Raw genomic sequence first — 16,382 nt, 5'->3', positions numbered from 1 at the left:
AGTTGCACGCCGAAACACACTAGAACGCCAGCCTCGGGGGCGTCGTATACCCCGGGAGCTCAACTGGGGTTCTCCAGGCTGAAGGTTCCGCTGGCCTCGTCGTAAGCGAACGCCTCCGCGTAGCGGCCCCAGGAGATCAGGGCGTTCAGGGTCTGATCGGCGTACTCCTCAGACATGTAATCCTCCAATTCGACCTGGAAGCGGCTGCGCGGCGCGGTGTGGGAAGTGCGGTCGTCGAGAACGCGCCGGACATGAGCCGCGAGCGGAACGTGCGCGATCAGGTGCCGCCCAAACAGCTGTTTACGCTCGTCCACTTCCCCATCGGCGAAGCGACGCCCGTCCGGTGTCAGGCGGATGTCACCACCCTCCAGCTCGGTAAAGCGCAGGAGCTGCAGCGTCTCGGCGATCGGGAAGAGGTCGTCGATCTCCAGGGCGAGCGCGCTGGCGAGTGGCGGCAGGTCAGCCTGGCCGTGATATGGCTCGCCGTTGACTGCCTCCATCAGGCCGGCGAGCAGGTTGGTCGAGACCGGTGGCAGGATCATCCCGATGCCCATGCCGGGAAACAGGTCGTCCTTGGCCTGGGCGACCGGCTCGGCTGTTGGCGCACCGAAGCTCGCGTTCGGCGCCGGACGGGCGGTCATGCGGGCGTAGATGTCGTCGACGATGGTCCGGAACGTCGGGTCGAGACGATTGCGTGGTTGGGTCAACTCGACTCGAAGGTCGGCTACCACCCGCCCGGGATTGGAGGAGAACACGAGGATGCGGTCGCTCATCAGCACCGCCTCCTCGATGTTGTGCGTCACCATCAGGATCGAGCGGGTCGGCATCCGGCCCTCGATCCAGAGATCGAGCAGGTCGGTGCGCAGGTTCTCGGCCGTGAGGACGTCGAGCGCCGAGAACGGCTCGTCCATCAGCAGGATCTCAGGCTGCACCACGAGAGCCCGGGCGAGCCCGACCCTCTGGCGCATGCCACCCGAGAGCTCCTTCGGATAGGCACTCTCGAAGCCATCGAGACCGATGAGGTCGATGGCGGCGAGCGCCCGCTTGCGTCGCTCACCAGGTAGGACTCCCTGCGCCTCCAACCCGACCTCGACGTTCTGGAGGACCGTCAGCCACGGGAACAGGGCGAAAGACTGGAACACCATCGCAACTTGGCGCGCAGGGCCGGAGACGGGTTCGTCGTTAATCCATACGCTGCCGCGGCTCGGCGGCATGAGCCCGGCGATGATGCGCAGGAGGGTCGATTTCCCCGACCCCGACCGACCGAGGAGCGACACGATCTCGCCAGCCTGAAGGTCGACCTGGACATCGTCCAGCACGAGCAGATCCGGCGCCCCACCCTTGTGGTAAAAGTGCTTCACGCCCTTCACGGAGACGAGCGTGGCGCTCCCCTGCGCGATTGGGTGTGGCAAGCTGACCTGGGCATCCATGCGGAAGACTCTCCGACGTGGGGCTATGACGACGGCGGCCTTGCCGCCTAGTTCAGGCGGAAACGACGCTCTCCGTAGGCGTACAGCGGGCGCCAGAGAAGGCGATTAAAGGCCACTACAAACAGGCTCATCACCGCCACGCCGAGCACCACGCGGGGAAAGTTGCCGGCCTCGCTCGCGTCGGCGATGTAGGCGCCAAGACCGTTCGCCCGCAGCTTGGTGTCGCCCCAACTCGCGACCTCGGCCACGATGCTGGCGTTCCAGGAGCCGCCCGAAGCCGTGAGTGCGCCGGTCACGTAGTAGGGGAAGATCCCCGGCAGAATGACCTGCCGCCACCATTGCCAGGATCGCAGGCGGTACATCGTCGCCACCTCCCGCAGGTCAGTCGGGAACGCGCTCGCCCCGGCGATGACGTTGAACAAGATGTACCACTGGGTGCCGAGTACCATCAGCGGCGAGAGCCAAATGTTCGCGTCGAGCCGGAATGCGACGATGGCCACGACCGCGAACGGGAACAGGACATTGGCCGGGAACGCAGCGAGGAACTGCGCCACCGGCTGAATGCGCTCGGCGACGGCGGGGCGCAGACCGATCCAGACGCCGACCGGCACCCAGACCAGCGAGGCCAGCGCGATCAACACCATGACGCGCAGCAGCGTCAGACCTCCAAGCTCGATTGCTTCCAGAACGTCGCCGAGGCCGAGGGTCGTACGGACATAGGTGATGACATGCCACGCCGCATAGGCCGATAGGATCAGGATCAGCCCGAACCAGGCACTGTCGATCAGCCGGGTGCTGGCATGGGGCTTCCTTCGATGGGCGGCTCCGACAGGGGCGATTGCCCTCCGGAGGGGCCACCGTACCAGGGCGATCCGACCACCAAGCCAGCGCAGCGGCGAGACGACGACCTTGGTCAGACGCGTGCCGCGTAGCAGGTCGTAGACCCAGGATTGTGGACGTCGCTGGGCGGCGACCTGCTCGAAGCGGAACTTGTCGGCCCAAGCTACGACAGGGCGGAACACGAGCTGGTCGTAGAGCAGGATGACGAGGGCGATGGCGAACACCGCCCAGGCAATCGCGGGGATGTCCCGCCGTTCGATAGCCAACGACAGCCACGCACCGATACCGGGCAGCGTGATCCGGCTGTCGCCGACCGAGATCGCCTCAGATGCGACGACGAAGAACCATCCGCCAGACATCGACATCATCGCGTTCCAGACCAGCCCCGGGACGGCGTAGGGGGCTTCGAGGCGCAGGAACTTGAGCCAGGGCGAGAAACCGTAGCCGGACGCGACCTCACTTAGGTCACGGGGCACATTGCGCAGCGACTGGTAGAACGAGAAAGCCATATTCCAGGCCTGGCTCGTGAAGATCGCGAAGATTGCCGCACATTCGGCACCTAGCTGGCTGGCCGGGAACAGGTGCAGGAAGAACAGGACTGTGAAGGTCAGGAAGCCCAACACCGGCACGGATTGCAGGATGTCGAGGGCCGGGACGATGACGAGTTCGGCCTTGCGGCTCTTGGCAGCGAGCGTTGCGACCACGAAGGTGAAGACGAGGGATGCTGCCATGGCGGCAAACATGCGCAACGTCGTGCGCAGGGCGTAGTCCGGCAGGTGCCATAGATCGAGCGTAACCGGGTCGGCATCGAGCGCGGCGAGCGGTGCGTGCATCTCGTGCACGCCGTGGGTAAGGGCGACAAGCGTCCCGATGACGATGACGAAGGCGGCGACGTCGTAGCCATTCGGGACCAGGGAGACGCCGAGCCGGCCGACGCCGAGGGGAACGCGGCGGGTGATGTCACGGATCGCGCGGGCATCGAGCATGCTGGACCTCGCATGGAGCGAATGGCTCCCGCTGCACGCCTATTTCGGGCGCCTCATGATGCACGACGCAGGCGAACGGCCCAGCGCGTCGTCTCAGGTCTTGCGTGCATGCGACGCAGCGATCCGCTCGAACACAGGCCGCCGGCTAGGACCCCTACGCAGCCAACGATGCGAGATCCGCGCCCTGGATTTCGCGATGTTGCCAAGGGCGTAGAGAGCCGTGCCGACTGTCCGACACCTCTTCATCGGGCGCCCAGCGGCATGCCAGCCGGCCCGTCGCCGGATTGACGGTCCAAACGGCCCGCAGCGTTCCGGAGCCGTGCTGCCCTGTCTGGGTGCCGGCACCGCGGGAGGCGGTGGGATGACGGCGGACGGTCGAGACGACGTTCCCGTCCTTGGCAGGCACGGACCGGACCCAAGTACGCTGTGCGAAAAGGATATTCATGGCTCACCTCTCTGAAGACCGGCCGTCCGTGCGGCCGGGTCTCGGAGGCGCGCCCTGTCAGGCGTCCGTGCGAGAGGTGGCCGGCGCGAACGGCGCGGTCAATCGACTATGACTGTCGCTTGGCATGGGACGGATCGTTCCTGAGGTATGCAGCCGTGTCGAAGGCCGGCTCGGGTGCACGGCGGTTGGATACACCCCTATCCAGCCAAGTCAACGCTTACATTCTTGAGCTTTGTGGTAGGGCCCTGTGGGCGGGTGGGCTTGTCAGGAAGCCTGTGTGCGGGCGGCAACTTTGGAACCGAAGGACGCTTCCGCTGGCACGACGCGAGCCGTCCCGCCTCCTTGACACGCCCCAAGGCCAGTTGCTGACCAGCGCCTATTCCAAAAGTGCCCTTGACGCCAATGGCCTGCTCAACAAATTGAAGAAAACTCTATCCGACCGGGCTCTCAGCGCCGAGACGGGTCATTATCCGACGGGCCATGACGCCGGCGGCGAGCCCGTTGCTCCTTAGATATTCGAAATCCAGCCGCTGCATGATGTATCAACCATGGCGACACACAATCGGGATATAAAGGTCGGCCATGACCTTTGATGACGCAAATTTTAATCGACAGAAATCGAAGCGCCAATCTATAGTTATCTAATCTATCTTGTGCGGCAATCAATTGGTACGATCTTTAACGCTTTCCCTGATCTTGGCAAACTGGATCCTCTCCGCACATGCGGGGCCACACGATACACTGCATCGGCGCCCCGATGAGTACTCGCCAACCAGTGTTGTACTCGTCGGTCCTCATGTTGCTGTGACTCGCTCTTGTGGGGGAGCCTGGCCCAAAAGGGAACCGCTGTCGCGATCGTTCTGCTCATTAATGCCGGCTCAGACTTCGGATTGCGAGGGATTGCTGCGAATGCACGGCATGTTGCGCTGGGCGGAAAATCGATGCTCTCTGAGCCAGTACAATCCTGCAATCGTCGAAGAAGCGAGGAAATGCTATGAACAGCTTGGCTCTAAAATCGCAGCACCGCTGATGGTGTTGGGCGCGAAAGAGTTCGAGCAACGTGCTTCAATGCAGGGCAAGGAAACCTTCTGCAATGAAATTGTGAGACGTTTCCCCATGGCTGTCCACTGACAATAAGTAAATTTACGTCAGGATATTTATATTCTGCGCTCAGAAATCAGCATGAATACGCGTTCCGAAGAAATTAGCCGGGCCGCGATCTTTGTTATAGCCGGGGTTGGCGATAAGCTGGTAATCGAATGAGACTGCTACCGCCTTGGTCACGTTCAAAGAGTAATACGCCTCAACGCCACGCTCGAGACCGTAGTGAAGCTGCCCATCCCCGATCACGAGCCCCTGCCCACCCGCAGCAAAAAACTCGCGATGTGCATGGGACAGGCCGTTGACGAAGGTGCCGATACCAACGGTGTCGTTCGGACGGTCCCAAGCCACACCCTTCAACGAGAGGCCGCCTGAAACGCTGCGATCAATGTCGGTAAAAGATAAGTTCTCGTTGCGCCCGTCCGACGTGCTTGCCCGCGCAAACAAGCCGAGTTCGGGCGTGAGCGCCTGTTCAAGGTTGACGTAAGCGCCGCTCTTGTTGCGGTCCTTGCGGGTCAAGGCAGTCGTGGTGTTGATGTCCGAGAACGCGACTGGATCGAACGCTGTCAGCGTGAGGACCTGCCTAAAGCTGGCAGTCCGACCTTCGTTCGAGTATAGGCCGATCCGCAGTTTGCCGGGTTGATCCAGCAACGGCAGAACGTGCCGCTCTTCAAACTCCAGCGTTGCGCCACCGCGTCGCGTAATACGCGGGTCGAGGGGGTCCGTGCTGGGTAGCTTCGGCACCTGCGTGTAAGCGGCTCGGATCGCGAACTCCTTGCGGTTGTACTCGGCGATGACGCCCTGCGTGAAGCCGGGCAGATTTGCAGGGAAGTCGTACCCGCCAGACTCCCAAAGGGCCCAGTTCATGAAGTCGACCCGCGGGTCGTGCGCGTAGATGTTGCCGTCGAAGAAGTCGCCCATGGCAAATTTGCCGGCGATCACGGTGATCCGCTCGATGTCGCGGGTCGTAGCAACCTGGTTCGGGCCGTCCGGAACGGTCTCCGTCTCACCACCGAGCCCGAAGGTCTGGCGTACATAGTAGCGCTGAGAGCGCAACTTCGGGTTCGACGAGCCGGCCTTCTGCGCCTCGCCGTTGACGAAGCCTGCTACACCCGTCGTGCGGCTCAGGCCGAAGCCCTGGTCGAATTCAGGATTGTAGTAGAGCTCGGTGCTGTCGGTGAGCCTGAAGCCGAGAAAGGCCGTCGCCGTCAAAGTGCCCCGGGCCTGATGAGGCACGAGGCTTTGCGGTCCGAGATAGGGCGAGTGGAAGCCGGTGACCCCTTGATCAACGAAGGTGGTCTGCCCGTGTAATGAGAAACGGCCCGTGTCGCCGTTGTCCGGATCGTGCGGCGCAACCTCTACCACATCCGGAGGAAGCGTCAGACCCGCAGGAAACCATGACAGCCGTGCCATGGCTTGATTGGAGGTGAACGAGGCCCGGGTTGAGAACGGGCCGCCGGTCTCACCTGGCACGCTACCCAAAGCCAGCCGAGTGGAGCCGAGGTCCAGGTAGCGGTATTCCAGCCCGAGGGCGAGATTGGGCGTAATGGCGTACTGAACGCCCGCTCCGAGGGTGAAGCCGACAAAGGATCGGTCCGCCCTCGCGCTGCTTGCCAGTCCCGTGGAAGGGTCGGGAAAGGTGGCCAGGAAGCGCGTTTGAGCGCCCGCAAGGCCGAAAGTCGCGTAGACGAGATATCGCTCGAAGGCATAGCCGAGCCTGGCACGAGCGGTGCCAAACAGATTGGTCTGGGCACGGATCAAGCTGAAGGTGCTGTCGGCGTTCTCGAACCCGAAGCCCTGAGCGGTCGAGGAGACCGGCCGCTTCAGGTTGGAACCAGAGATATCGGCCTCGAAGCCGTATACGTAGGGACCAGTCTGCCAGGAATAACCGCCGAAAACGCCGCCGAGCGCCGTCGTCGCGTTACGGCCCGGATCGTTACGGCCTGTGGCATCTCCAGAACGGAAATTCGGCACCGATCGACGACCAATTTCGCCGGCGCCGAAACCGAAGTTGCCGAAGGAGCTACCCGCGCTTCCCTGAAGGCCGATAGACGCACCGGACCAATCCGCGAAATCGACTTGCTCGGCCCGTCCTACGCGTTCCGGGACGAGGTCTGCCCCGTGCGCCTGGAGGACAGCATAGGCCAACAGGCTTGTGCCAGAAGCCGCCAATCTGAGCACGAGCTGGCGATGCTTAGCCGGCATATATGCGCCTCCAGATTTCGGCGCTCATGATCTTCCAGTCGCGGCCGATCGCTCCCGCAAACATGTTCATTCGAGGCGATAAATACCTTGCTCTCGCGAGCTAGCTTGGCCTTTGCGGGTTGGCAATCTCTATGCTGAGGAATCTACCGTTCCGCTGCAGGGAAGTCACAGGCTCCTGAGTACCACCTCACTGAGCGGGTTGCGCAGTTACATCATTCGGACGTCTGGAACACCGCAGTGAGGCGTCGGCTTCGGCGCCCGTGTTCGCCCATGCCACGCTATTCGACCGGTACCCTGCCGACTGCGCCACAGCGAGTTTCCGCGATGACATTGACCTCCTCAGCTGCGAGCGTGCGGATGCTCGGTCTTGCGGTCGCGCTGGGTCTGACGCCGTCCGCTCACGCCGACGATGACGGTCTGCGCGTAACGCGGCTGACTTCCGCCGACTTGGCCCTCATGCTGACGAACGTCTGCGAGGCCACCGATCCCTCGTCCTCGCATACGTGGGGAAATTCACCGGAAGCCGTTCGTGCGGAGGCGCAGCGGGTCAAGGACCAAGTCAGCAAGGGCTTAAGCGAAGGCCAGCTGCTCTCGGTCTTGCGCCGAGCAGCAGACGCTGCTCGCGCCATCGCCTTGCAGGAAGTCGGCGTCTTGAATGCCTCGGATCCTGCAGTGGAGCGGAGCAGAACCCTGTCGTGGTGCGCCGGACCAGTGAGGTCGACGATCGAAAACTTCATGAAGGACAACGCCACAGCACGTTGATCGGTGCTGACTGGAGCAACGGAGCCCACTCGTCGGTCTTCTGCGGCATACCCTCCTGAACAGGATCAAACAGATGCCTCCCGACTGACCTGCTCAGCGGCATCTTGCACCGCGCGTGCCCAATGCGGACAGGTGTGGGACTTGAGATCAGCGCGGTGCCTGCGTTCCTGAACGTGCTGGCAGCATCGCACGAACGCGTCCGTCCAGATTGCAGCCGCCGCAAGCCCATCGTCCGCATGCGGCCCGACCTCGAAGTCAGCCAGGCCGCACACAGGGCATACGATCGATCCCATGAGAGCCTCCCCTCACACCTCGACCTCGGTGCCAACCTCCATCACCTGCGGGGCCGGCACGCAGAAGTAGCTCGCCGTCTCCTCGGCGTTGCGCTGCATCAGCGCGAAGATCTCCTCGCGCCAGCTCGCCATGCCGGGATGCTTCTCCGAGGCGACCACCGTCTCGTGGCTGATGAAGTAGGCCAGGGCCTCGACATCCACATCCGGCAGCTGACCGCGCTCGACGGCCTGCCGCAAGGCGCGCGGGATATGCACGTTGTCCATGAAGCCAAAGCGCAGGATGACCCGCGTGACATCCTGGGCGACCGGCACCACCGCGATCTGCTCGGCCTCCGTTGCGTGCGGCACGTCCAGGCCTTGGATGGTCACCAGCAGCACGCGCTCGTGCAGTACGTGCAGGTGACGTACGAAGTTCATCAGCGGCAGCGGCATGCCCTCATCCGCCCAGGTCAGGAACGCACCCGTGCCCGGGATGCGCGGCAGATGCTTGGCCTCAACCTGGCGCAGGAACTCGTCCTCGGGCATGCGCAGCTGCACCCGAGCCGCTTCCACAAGCTGTGTGCCGCGCCGCCAGGTCAGCATGAGGAAGGCCACGCCCGCCGCCAGCAGCAACGGAAACCAGCCACCCTCGAACAGTTTCAGCGTGTTGGCGCTGAAGAAGGTCAGGTCGATGACGAGGAATGCGCCGTTGACCGCGAGCACGAGGCCGAGGTTGAAGCCCCAATGCAGCGCGATCAGCGCCGCCAGCACGGTCGTGATCACCATCAGCAGCGACACTGCGATGCCGTAGGCGCCCGCCAGCGCGTCCGAGGAGCCGAAGGCCAGCACCGCGCCCAGCGTCGCGATGGCCAGGAGCCAGTTCACGATGGGCACGTAGATCTGCCCGGCCTCGTGCGACGAGGTATGGACGATGCGCATGCGCGGGAAGAAGCCGAGCTTGATCGCCTGCTCGGTCAACGAGAACGCGCCTGAGATGATGGCCTGAGAGGCGATGACGGTGGCCAGCGTGGCGAACGCCACGAGCGGGTAGTGGATCCAGCTCGGCGCGAGCTGGAAGAACGGGTTGTCGACCGCGGCCGGGTTCGAGAGCAGCAGCGCGCCCTGGCCGAGGTAGTTTAGCACCAGGGCCGGCAGCACCACCGCGAACCACGCGAGCCGGATCGGTGCACGCCCGAAATGGCCGAGATCGGCGTACATCGCCTCGCCGCCGGTGACCGCCAGGAAGGCCGCGCCCAGCATGGCGAAGCTGACCGGCAGATGCGCGGTGATGAGGTAATGGACGGCGTGGAACGGGTTCAGGGCCGCCAGGATCTCCGGGTTCTGGCGGATGCCGGCCGCGCCGATAGCCGCGATGGTGGCAAACCACAGCAGCATGACCGGCCCGAACAGACGCCCGATGAAGCCGGTGCCTTTGCGCTGGACCGAGAACAGGCCGATCAGGATGACGACGGTGGCCGGCACCACGAACGGCGTCACGCCGGGGGCATCGACCTTCAGGCCCTCGACGGCTGAGAGCACCGAGATGGCCGGGGTGATCGCGCCGTCGCCGTACAGCAGCGCGGCGCCGATTAGCCCGACGACGAGCAGGATGGCGCGCCACGAGCGCGGCGGTGCGTGCCGGGCACCGAGCAGGGCGAGCATGGCCACGATGCCGCCCTCGCCGTGATTGTCCGCGCGCAGGATCAAGATCGCGTACTTGAGTGCGACGATGAGGAACAGTGACCAAAGGATGAGGGAGACGGAGCCGAGCACCGCGTCGTGCTGGAGGGTTCCGCCTGCAGCTGCGACCTTGACGGTCTCCTTGAGCGCGTAGAGCGGACTAGTGCCGATATCGCCATAGACGATGCCGAGCGCGCCGAGGGACAGGGCGACGGAGGCGGTTCGTGCCGGGAGCTGCGCTTCACCTGCCTGGATTGCGACGGTCACCGGTTCATCTCCACCATCAGCCAGCCGAGCGCGACGGGCGCTATGCTTGGATGACGTTCTCGGTCTCAGACGCCTGGCGAGCCGAAATAGATCCACGTGATCGGCAGTGGATACGTCCCCGATGCCCGCGCAGCTCTCCGGCTGCCACGAACGACAGACAAGACCGCCGTCCTACCATCGGATATGTCGTTTATCCGATCGGATACCGAACAAGAGAGAGCTAGTCGTGCCTTGCATGGCCGCGAAGGTTTGGTGGCCTTAACCACTCGCTGTATGCAGCACATTTGCCAGAGTTAGACCGCCTGCCGAGTGTTAATGATGGATATCAAATACACGTATTGTAAAACTGTAGTCACGCAATCAGACCACGAATCGGAGGCACTGTATTTGTGTCTGGGAACACATCACGCGCCAGAACCTGAGCCGACACGCCGAACAGATCGGTCGCAATACCCTTCGCCACAGCCCTGACATCGGTGGTCGGCTTCAGGTCCCGTCCCTCGTGAAGCGCCCTGGCAGACAAGCCTGGCCAGTCCGTGATGACACGGCCACCGCGTATGGCCCCTCCCACTAGGAAGGCCACTGTCCCAGTGCCATGATCCGTGCCGACTGTTCCGTTGACCTGGGCTGTTCGACCAAACTCCGTCATGACCAGAATGGCGGTATCGGCCCAGCGCGGCTTCAGGATCTCTTCGACCCCCGCCAGCGCTCCATCGAGGCTTCCGAGTAAACCCGCAAGCCGGCCCGTTGCACCGCCCTCGTTCGCGTGCGTGTCCCAGCCTTCGAGCGCAAGGGCGGCGATCCGCGGCCCATCATCGGCCGCCATCAACCGCGCAGCACCCTCTGCGATCCGTCGCATACCGGCCGCACCAGCCATGCCGGGCCCAGCCGAACGCGCAAGGCCCATCGTTGCAGCGCCTGCAAGCTGCTCGGTTTCAAGCCCTTGTGCCAGCGCGACGCCGAGCATGGGATCGCGCTCCCCGTAGAGGCTGAGCAAGCGTCGCGCGAGATCATCGCTAGCGCGTGGGATAAGCGGTGGCGCCCAACCCAGAACGGGGGCGGCCCCACGCAGGATGAGCGGCGCCGTAGCGCCGACTGCGAGAGCGCCAGCTGGTGCGATGCGCGCACCCTACGGTAGAGCTAGAAGGAGGCGATTGAGCCAGCCGCTCTGGGTCTGGCCCGGTCCGGGCTGCCCGCTTTCCAGCACGTCCTGGCCATCGAAATGCGAGCGTTCGCGATAGCCCGTGGCGGCCGCATGAATGACGCTGGCCTGCCCGGCAGCGTAGAGCCGCGCGAAGTTCGGCATGGCCGGATGCAGAGCGAAGAAGCCGTCGAGGGGTAGAGCCGCGTTCGGTCCCTCGCGCGTGAGAGCAATGCCGGCTCGAAGCGCCGCATAGTCCGGGTCTCCGAGCGGTGCGACCGCAGAGAGCCCGTCGAGGGCCCCGCGCAGCACGACCACCATGAACCGGGCATCACGGCTGCCGGGAGCAGCATAGGCTGTTCGCGGAACAAAGCTCCACGCGAACAGAGCCCCAGTCGAGCCGAGCACGGCGCGGCGCGACGGATTGCTCTCACAAAGCACTGACATTGGGCTCACCGTCTCTGGAACTCTGGCGACATCAGGAGGAGCGCCATGGCCTGCGGACGGCTCTCAGCTCGAAGAACGGCGGCGCGGGTCTCCTGTGAAACAGATGCGCCGAGCACACTCTCAAGGAAGGTTGCAGGCTCTTGGACTGAGACAGCTTGACCGAAGCGAGCTGCGATATCGAGCCGGGTCTTTATGCCCTCAGGCGAGGCCCAGTCCACCGCTCGATCAGAATACCCGTTCGGGCCAGGCGGAGCCCAGAAGGGTTGTCCTAGCACTGCAAGACCACCCATCATCTTGACCGGATCCGGCTCGAGGGCGAGTGCCCGCATCGCCGCCACCAGGAACTCCTGCGGCGAACGCACCTTCACCGCCTCTGGCGACCAAGACTCCGGCGCCTCAATCAGCGCCGAAGAGACGCGAGCGAGATCGCCATCCGTCTCACGAAAGGTCTGTGCGAGCTTGGCCACAAGTGTCTCAGGCGGCTCATCGGCCACGAAGTGTCGGACCAGCCTCGTCGCGATGTGCTCGGCCGTAGCTGGACGGCGAGCTAGATCCAGCAGGGCCATGTGAACCTGTTCGGGACCAGCATCGGGATAACTCTTGCCGAGCAGGGTCAGCGCACCAGGCTCGTGAGCCGCGGGGTGGTAGACGGTGCTGCCAGGGAGTTCGGCCGCGTTCGCTTCTCGCGCGATGGTCCAGCCTGTGAGGATCCGGGCGAGATTGGTGACATCGTCCTGCGTGTAACCGCTGCCGACACCGAGGGTGTGAAGTTCAAGGATTTCACGGCCGAGGTTTTCGTTGAGGCCCTTGCCCTTCCGTGCCCCGGCTGGCGAGTTCGGGCCAACGGAAGCGACGTTGTCGAGGTAGATCAGCATGGCCGGGTGAAGTTCGGCCGCGAGCAGCATGTCACTGAAGCGTCCGAGCACGTGAGGCCGGATTGCTTCGCGCTCGAAAGCACCCGTTGTAGCTCGCAAGCGTGGCCCCTTTGCCGCCGAGACTGTAAAGTGGTTGGCCCAGAACCATACCAGCCGCTCGACGAAGCCGATGGATACCTCGCGCGCGATGGCCAGACGCGAGGAGACTTCTGCTCGGTAGAGGCGCTGGGCGACCGGACGTACTGTCTCGGCGTCTTTCGGTAACCCAGCGGCGGTATCGCCCCGCGTCGGCGAGCGAGGAGAGGATGGCGAGTCGCCCACCATCGGCGAACCCATCTCGTCTGGTTTGCCAGTAGCGTTCACGGCTCCGTTTGGTTTGGTCCCACGGGCGAGGCGTCGAGACTGGAACTCCGCTTGTACCAGGCTCAAGATCGCAGGTGTCGTGATGAGATCGGCTCCGACGGGCGTCGCGACAGTCCCAGCCTTGAGCTCGTGGCGAAGGAGTTCAAGGCCATCCTCATTCCGGCTGAGATCGCCTGGGTGCGGCCCCAAGCCGAAGCGTGCAAAGGCCAAAGCGGCGCGACCAAGCTCGACGGACATGCTGCGGTCTCTCTGCTCCGCTCAGGCATGAATGGAACGCGGATGGCTGGGTTGAGTAGCGGGCGTCCTCGAATATAGCCGCCTAGAAGCGGCAGAAGCGACGCGGCACAAAGGGCGTCGGCCGAATGAAGCAACGCCGCGCGTAGTAGGGCCCTGGGCCGTAGAACCGGCGCCGGCCATAGAACGGGCGGCAGCCCCCGTAAGGCCCTCGGAAGAAGCCGGGCCCGCAGCCCTGGGCCACGAGCGTGATCGGGGCGTCAGCCTGCAGCACCGCCGCGGAGAGCGGTCCAAGTGGAGCAGCCTCTGCTACCGCTGCCGGTACCAGGGCGATGCCGGTAATGAGCAACGCTGCCGTAGCTGCAAGCTTTGAGGGCATGTACATCATGTTTCTCTCGACACGAACAGATCAGAACAGTCGCGGAACGAGAAGATCAGGCCGGCTGAATACGAAGGACATCCAGACGGTTCCCGAACCATTTCGTGCCCGGAAAAAATCCGTGCCCTGCTTTTCGTGGATGTGACAGCATCGGAGGCTTCCGTATCAATTTGTAGCAGGGTGGCTTCGGCGATTGCCGCCGTTTGCGCGCGCCGCATACTTCCCGTCATGCCGTCCGAGCCAAGCATCTACGTCGTCGAGGACGATCCTGAGATCCGCGTCCTCCTGATGGATTTTCTGACGCGGGAAGGTTTTTGCGTGGAGACGGCCGACTGTGGCGCAGCTCTCGACCGTCTTGTCGAGCGTTTGGGACGGCCGGATTTGTTGGTGCTCTACTGGATGTTGCCGCGCGAAGATGGCCTTTCCATCTGCCGCCGGATCCCCGACGCTCTGGCCCTGCGAGACCAGCACATCCACCTGCCGCAGCTTGGCGACAACATCCTCCGGCTTGTGCCGCTTCGTTCCCATCTGTCCGTCCTCGTCCTGGCCCGAAAGCCATACCTCAGGGCGGACCACTTCATTGGCTCTCCGTCGGGTTTGGTGGATCATGCTGCAAAGAGGAAGCGGCGACGTAGCAGGTCAAGCTTGGCTCGGCCGTACATGGAGCGCTTGAGCAGCTTGAGGCGGTTGACCTGTCCCTCGTCCTGCCCGCTGCTCCAGGGCAGGCGAAGGCCGGCGCGAACGGCAGCCCCGTCCTGATCGAGGCTGACGGCAAATCTCTCGACCACCCGCACGCCGCAGACCCGGGCGTCGGCCAGCCAAGCATCGAAGGCGGGGATGATGCCAGGCTCGGCCTGCGCGCCGCCGCAGCCTCTGCGAACGATCCGACAGAACTGGCGGCCGAGATCGACGACCCGGGCGGCCTCGTCATCCTGCAGCACACGCGCGACCGCAGCGGCGGCGTCGGCATCGAGATCCTCTGGCTCGCGCAGGAGATGCCACGACAACTGCTTCGGTGAGGGGAGCGGCGGGGATGATGTCGGCGCGGTCGGCGCTACAACCGACGGCACCTGCAGGCGCCGGATCGTGGTCTTGGCCGGGCGCGTACGCCGCTCGGACAACCAGCGCCGGACCTGCTTCGCTGTGCCGGGAAAGCCGAGCCGGCGAAGCTCGCGCCAGAGCTGCATAGCGTTCTCGCAGCCCTCACGGTGGCGGGCGTGCAGGTGGTCGAGATGAGGATCGAGGATGCTGCGCCCTGGCCCGCGCCAGCCATGGCGCGGGAAGCGCTCGGCGAAGGCGAACTTGCGCACCGTGGCGCGGGCCAAGCCGGTCTCGCGGTTGATCTGCCGGAGCGACTGCCCGGCCGCGCGGCGGCGGCGAACAACGTCGTAAAGCACCTCCCATCGCCCGACCGCGGCTGCGCGGACGAGCGCCTCGGCGGGGGCTCGGGGGTAGGCTTTGGTGCGCCGGGTCGAAGGGATCAGTGTCCCGACCGGAGGCAACAGCTTCAGACGTGGGTGGACGCGGGCGAGCCAGCGCTCGATCATCTGGCGGGTGTTGAGCAGCAGGTGCCAGCGGTCGGCGATCTGCACGGCCTCGGGCGCGCCCAGGGTGGTGCCGCGCGCGTACTCGGTCGAGCGGTCGCGCGCCACGAGCTGGATCTGGGGCTCGCGGCGGAGCCAAGCGGCCCAGGTCTCGGCGGAGCGGTCGGGCAGGAGATCGATGGGACGACGACGTTCGAGGTCGACCACGATGGTCCCGTAGGTTCGACCCTTGCGCCGTGCCCAGTCGTCGACGCCGACGACCTGCGGCCGGTCGACAGCCGGCAGCGGCATGCTCCGGATCGTCCGCAACAGGGTCGTAGCGCTGGTCGGCATGGCCAAGTGCGCGAGCAGCCGGGCGGCAGGCTGGCCGCCGAGCGCGAGACCGGTCCGAGCCTGGGCCTGGACGAGCCGCCGGGTGCGCTGGGCGTGGCGGGCGAGCAGATGCGGGAAGCGCTCGGCGAAGGTGTGGCGGGGGCAGGCCGGGTCGCGGCAGTAGAAGCGCCGGACCGCCAGTTGCAGCCGGACCGCATTGCCGCTGACCGGCAGGTCGGTGGGCCGTCGATGGTAGCGGCTATGGACCGACGTGCTGAGGGTCCGACACGTCGGGCAGCGGGCATGATCGTGCCGAGCTTGGGCGAGAACGGTGAGGGCCCCGGGGCCGTCCCGTGCGACACGAACGAAGCGACAGCCGGGCAGTAAGCAAAGCAGGGTCATGCCCTGATCTGCGTCCTGACGACGACCTTCGCTACGGGCCAACCGTCACGATAACTTTCCACCAAACCCGACGGAGAGCCACTTCATTGGGGGCGGATCACTTCACAGCGGATGGCTGACGCTGAGCCAATGTGTGGGACGGCACTGAGTGGGGACCACGGGCACCCAAGTGGTAGGGGGCGGCATCCTCATTTTGGCGCGGATTTAGGCGGCACTCTGCCGTTCAAATGGCCAGCATGCTGCGAGCAGGGCAACCATTCGCCAATGAAGCCATTGAAGAGCAGCACGTAAGTGCTTTTCAAATGGAGACGACGATGCCCCAGCAAGCTCATACGGAAGCCGCCGAGCATCACGAGAAGGCAGCCAAGTCGCATCGCGCTGCTGCCGAACATCACGGCAAGGGCGACCACGCCGCCGGTCACAAGCATTCGACCGAAGCCCATGGTCACTCGACCAAGGGTCACGAGCACTCCACCAAGGCGCACGGCAAGAGTGGCGAACACCATAAGTAGCCTTTAGGCGCAACAAGCTCGTCCTCGCCCATCGCAGGCGGGGGCGCGCACTTGCCTGGACGTCCCGGCGAGGCTGAGGCACCTCAACGTGCGCTCAAGGCATGCCGACTAGTTGTCGGCAATCCGACCGTTTTCCCGACGGTCCAGCGGGGCCGGTCGCGAGCTGTGACCTTCAGCGATAAATG

General features: G+C 64.4%; 10 protein-coding genes and 2 pseudogenes. 3 read left to right on the top strand and 9 right to left on the bottom strand.

From position 1 onward, the window contains the following. Window positions 1–59 precede the first annotated feature (59 nt). Both MFF22_RS01750 and MFF22_RS01745 read right to left on the bottom strand, forming a co-directional pair. Window positions 60–1,430, bottom strand: a complete 1,371-nt coding sequence (locus MFF22_RS01750) for an ABC transporter ATP-binding protein (protein WP_161392806.1) — start codon at window positions 1,428–1,430, stop codon at window positions 60–62. Between the two features lie 47 nt (window positions 1,431–1,477). Beyond that, complete coding sequence (locus tag MFF22_RS01745) at window positions 1,478–3,256, bottom strand: ABC transporter permease (RefSeq protein ID WP_161392807.1); 1,779 nt, start codon at window positions 3,254–3,256, stop codon at window positions 1,478–1,480. A 1,354-nt stretch (window positions 3,257–4,610) separates the two neighbouring features. On the opposite strand from MFF22_RS01745, the gene MFF22_RS01740 reads away from it, so the two are divergent. Continuing rightward, window positions 4,611–4,832 (top strand): hypothetical protein, encoded by a 222-nt coding sequence (locus MFF22_RS01740; protein ID WP_161392809.1) that lies wholly within the window; start codon window positions 4,611–4,613, stop codon window positions 4,830–4,832. A 39-nt stretch (window positions 4,833–4,871) separates the two neighbouring features. Here MFF22_RS01740 and MFF22_RS01735 read toward each other — a convergent pair whose 3' ends face one another. Beyond that, a complete protein-coding gene (locus MFF22_RS01735) occupies window positions 4,872–7,007 on the bottom strand; it encodes a carbohydrate porin (RefSeq protein WP_161392810.1) in 2,136 nt (711 codons plus the stop codon). Between the two features lie 324 nt (window positions 7,008–7,331). Here MFF22_RS01735 and MFF22_RS01730 point away from each other — a divergent pair, with 324 nt between their 5' ends. Next, window positions 7,332–7,769, top strand: a complete 438-nt coding sequence (locus MFF22_RS01730) for a hypothetical protein (RefSeq protein ID WP_161392811.1) — start codon at window positions 7,332–7,334, stop codon at window positions 7,767–7,769. 305 nt (window positions 7,770–8,074) lie between these two features. On the opposite strand, the gene MFF22_RS01725 is transcribed toward MFF22_RS01730, so the two are convergent. The 4 genes and pseudogenes from MFF22_RS01725 to MFF22_RS24790 all read right to left on the bottom strand — a co-directional run bounded on the left by MFF22_RS01725 (window position 8,075) and on the right by MFF22_RS24790 (window position 13,433). Next, the gene (locus MFF22_RS01725; protein ID WP_370877630.1) at window positions 8,075–9,988 is read right to left on the bottom strand and encodes a potassium transporter Kup; all 1,914 of its coding nucleotides are present in this window, start codon (window positions 9,986–9,988) and stop codon (window positions 8,075–8,077) included. 352 nt (window positions 9,989–10,340) lie between these two features. After that, window positions 10,341–11,576: pseudogene (locus MFF22_RS01720) on the bottom strand (DUF1501 domain-containing protein). Between the two features lie 5 nt (window positions 11,577–11,581). Continuing rightward, entirely contained in the window at window positions 11,582–13,051 is a 1,470-nt protein-coding gene (locus tag MFF22_RS01715; RefSeq protein WP_161392812.1) for a DUF1800 domain-containing protein, read from the bottom strand. 82 nt (window positions 13,052–13,133) lie between these two features. Next, window positions 13,134–13,433, bottom strand: coding sequence for a GCG_CRPN prefix-to-repeats domain-containing protein (locus MFF22_RS24790; protein WP_370877629.1), 300 nt, complete (start codon window positions 13,431–13,433; stop codon window positions 13,134–13,136). A gap of 222 nt (window positions 13,434–13,655) precedes the next feature. On the opposite strand from MFF22_RS24790, the pseudogene MFF22_RS01705 reads away from it, so the two are divergent. Beyond that, window positions 13,656–13,811 (top strand): annotated as a pseudogene (locus MFF22_RS01705) (response regulator); the annotation flags it as partial. A gap of 221 nt (window positions 13,812–14,032) precedes the next feature. On the opposite strand, the gene MFF22_RS01700 reads toward MFF22_RS01705, so the two are convergent. Next, entirely contained in the window at window positions 14,033–15,685 is a 1,653-nt protein-coding gene (locus MFF22_RS01700) for an ISL3 family transposase (RefSeq protein WP_161392813.1), read from the bottom strand. Window positions 15,686–15,873: 188 nt separating this feature from the next. Next, window positions 15,874–16,191, bottom strand: coding sequence for a hypothetical protein (locus tag MFF22_RS01695; RefSeq protein WP_161392814.1), 318 nt, complete (start codon window positions 16,189–16,191; stop codon window positions 15,874–15,876). Window positions 16,192–16,382: the final 191 nt, after the last annotated feature.

It is taken from the genome of Methylobacterium persicinum (assembly GCF_022179525.1).
Classification (GTDB): Bacteria; Pseudomonadota; Alphaproteobacteria; order Rhizobiales; family Beijerinckiaceae; genus Methylobacterium; species Methylobacterium persicinum.
This window is presented reverse-complemented; position numbering and strand designations above follow the sequence as displayed.

What these genes read in the sequence shown, in the direction of transcription:
- MFF22_RS01750 (WP_161392806.1), bottom strand. Translation starts at nt 1,430, where the DNA reads ATGGATGCCCAGGTCAGCTTGCCACACCCAATCGCGCAGGGGAGCGCC.
- MFF22_RS01745 (WP_161392807.1), bottom strand. Translation starts at nt 3,256, where the DNA reads ATGCTCGATGCCCGCGCGATCCGTGACATCACCCGCCGCGTTCCCCTC.
- MFF22_RS01740 (WP_161392809.1), top strand. Translation starts at nt 4,611, where the DNA reads ATGCACGGCATGTTGCGCTGGGCGGAAAATCGATGCTCTCTGAGCCAG.
- MFF22_RS01735 (WP_161392810.1), bottom strand. Translation starts at nt 7,007, where the DNA reads ATGCCGGCTAAGCATCGCCAGCTCGTGCTCAGATTGGCGGCTTCTGGC.
- MFF22_RS01730 (WP_161392811.1), top strand. Translation starts at nt 7,332, where the DNA reads ATGACATTGACCTCCTCAGCTGCGAGCGTGCGGATGCTCGGTCTTGCG.
- MFF22_RS01715 (WP_161392812.1), bottom strand. Translation starts at nt 13,051, where the DNA reads ATGTCCGTCGAGCTTGGTCGCGCCGCTTTGGCCTTTGCACGCTTCGGC.
- MFF22_RS24790 (WP_370877629.1), bottom strand. Translation starts at nt 13,433, where the DNA reads ATGTACATGCCCTCAAAGCTTGCAGCTACGGCAGCGTTGCTCATTACC.
- MFF22_RS01700 (WP_161392813.1), bottom strand. Translation starts at nt 15,685, where the DNA reads ATGACCCTGCTTTGCTTACTGCCCGGCTGTCGCTTCGTTCGTGTCGCA.
- MFF22_RS01695 (WP_161392814.1), bottom strand. Translation starts at nt 16,191, where the DNA reads ATGGTGTTCGCCACTCTTGCCGTGCGCCTTGGTGGAGTGCTCGTGACC.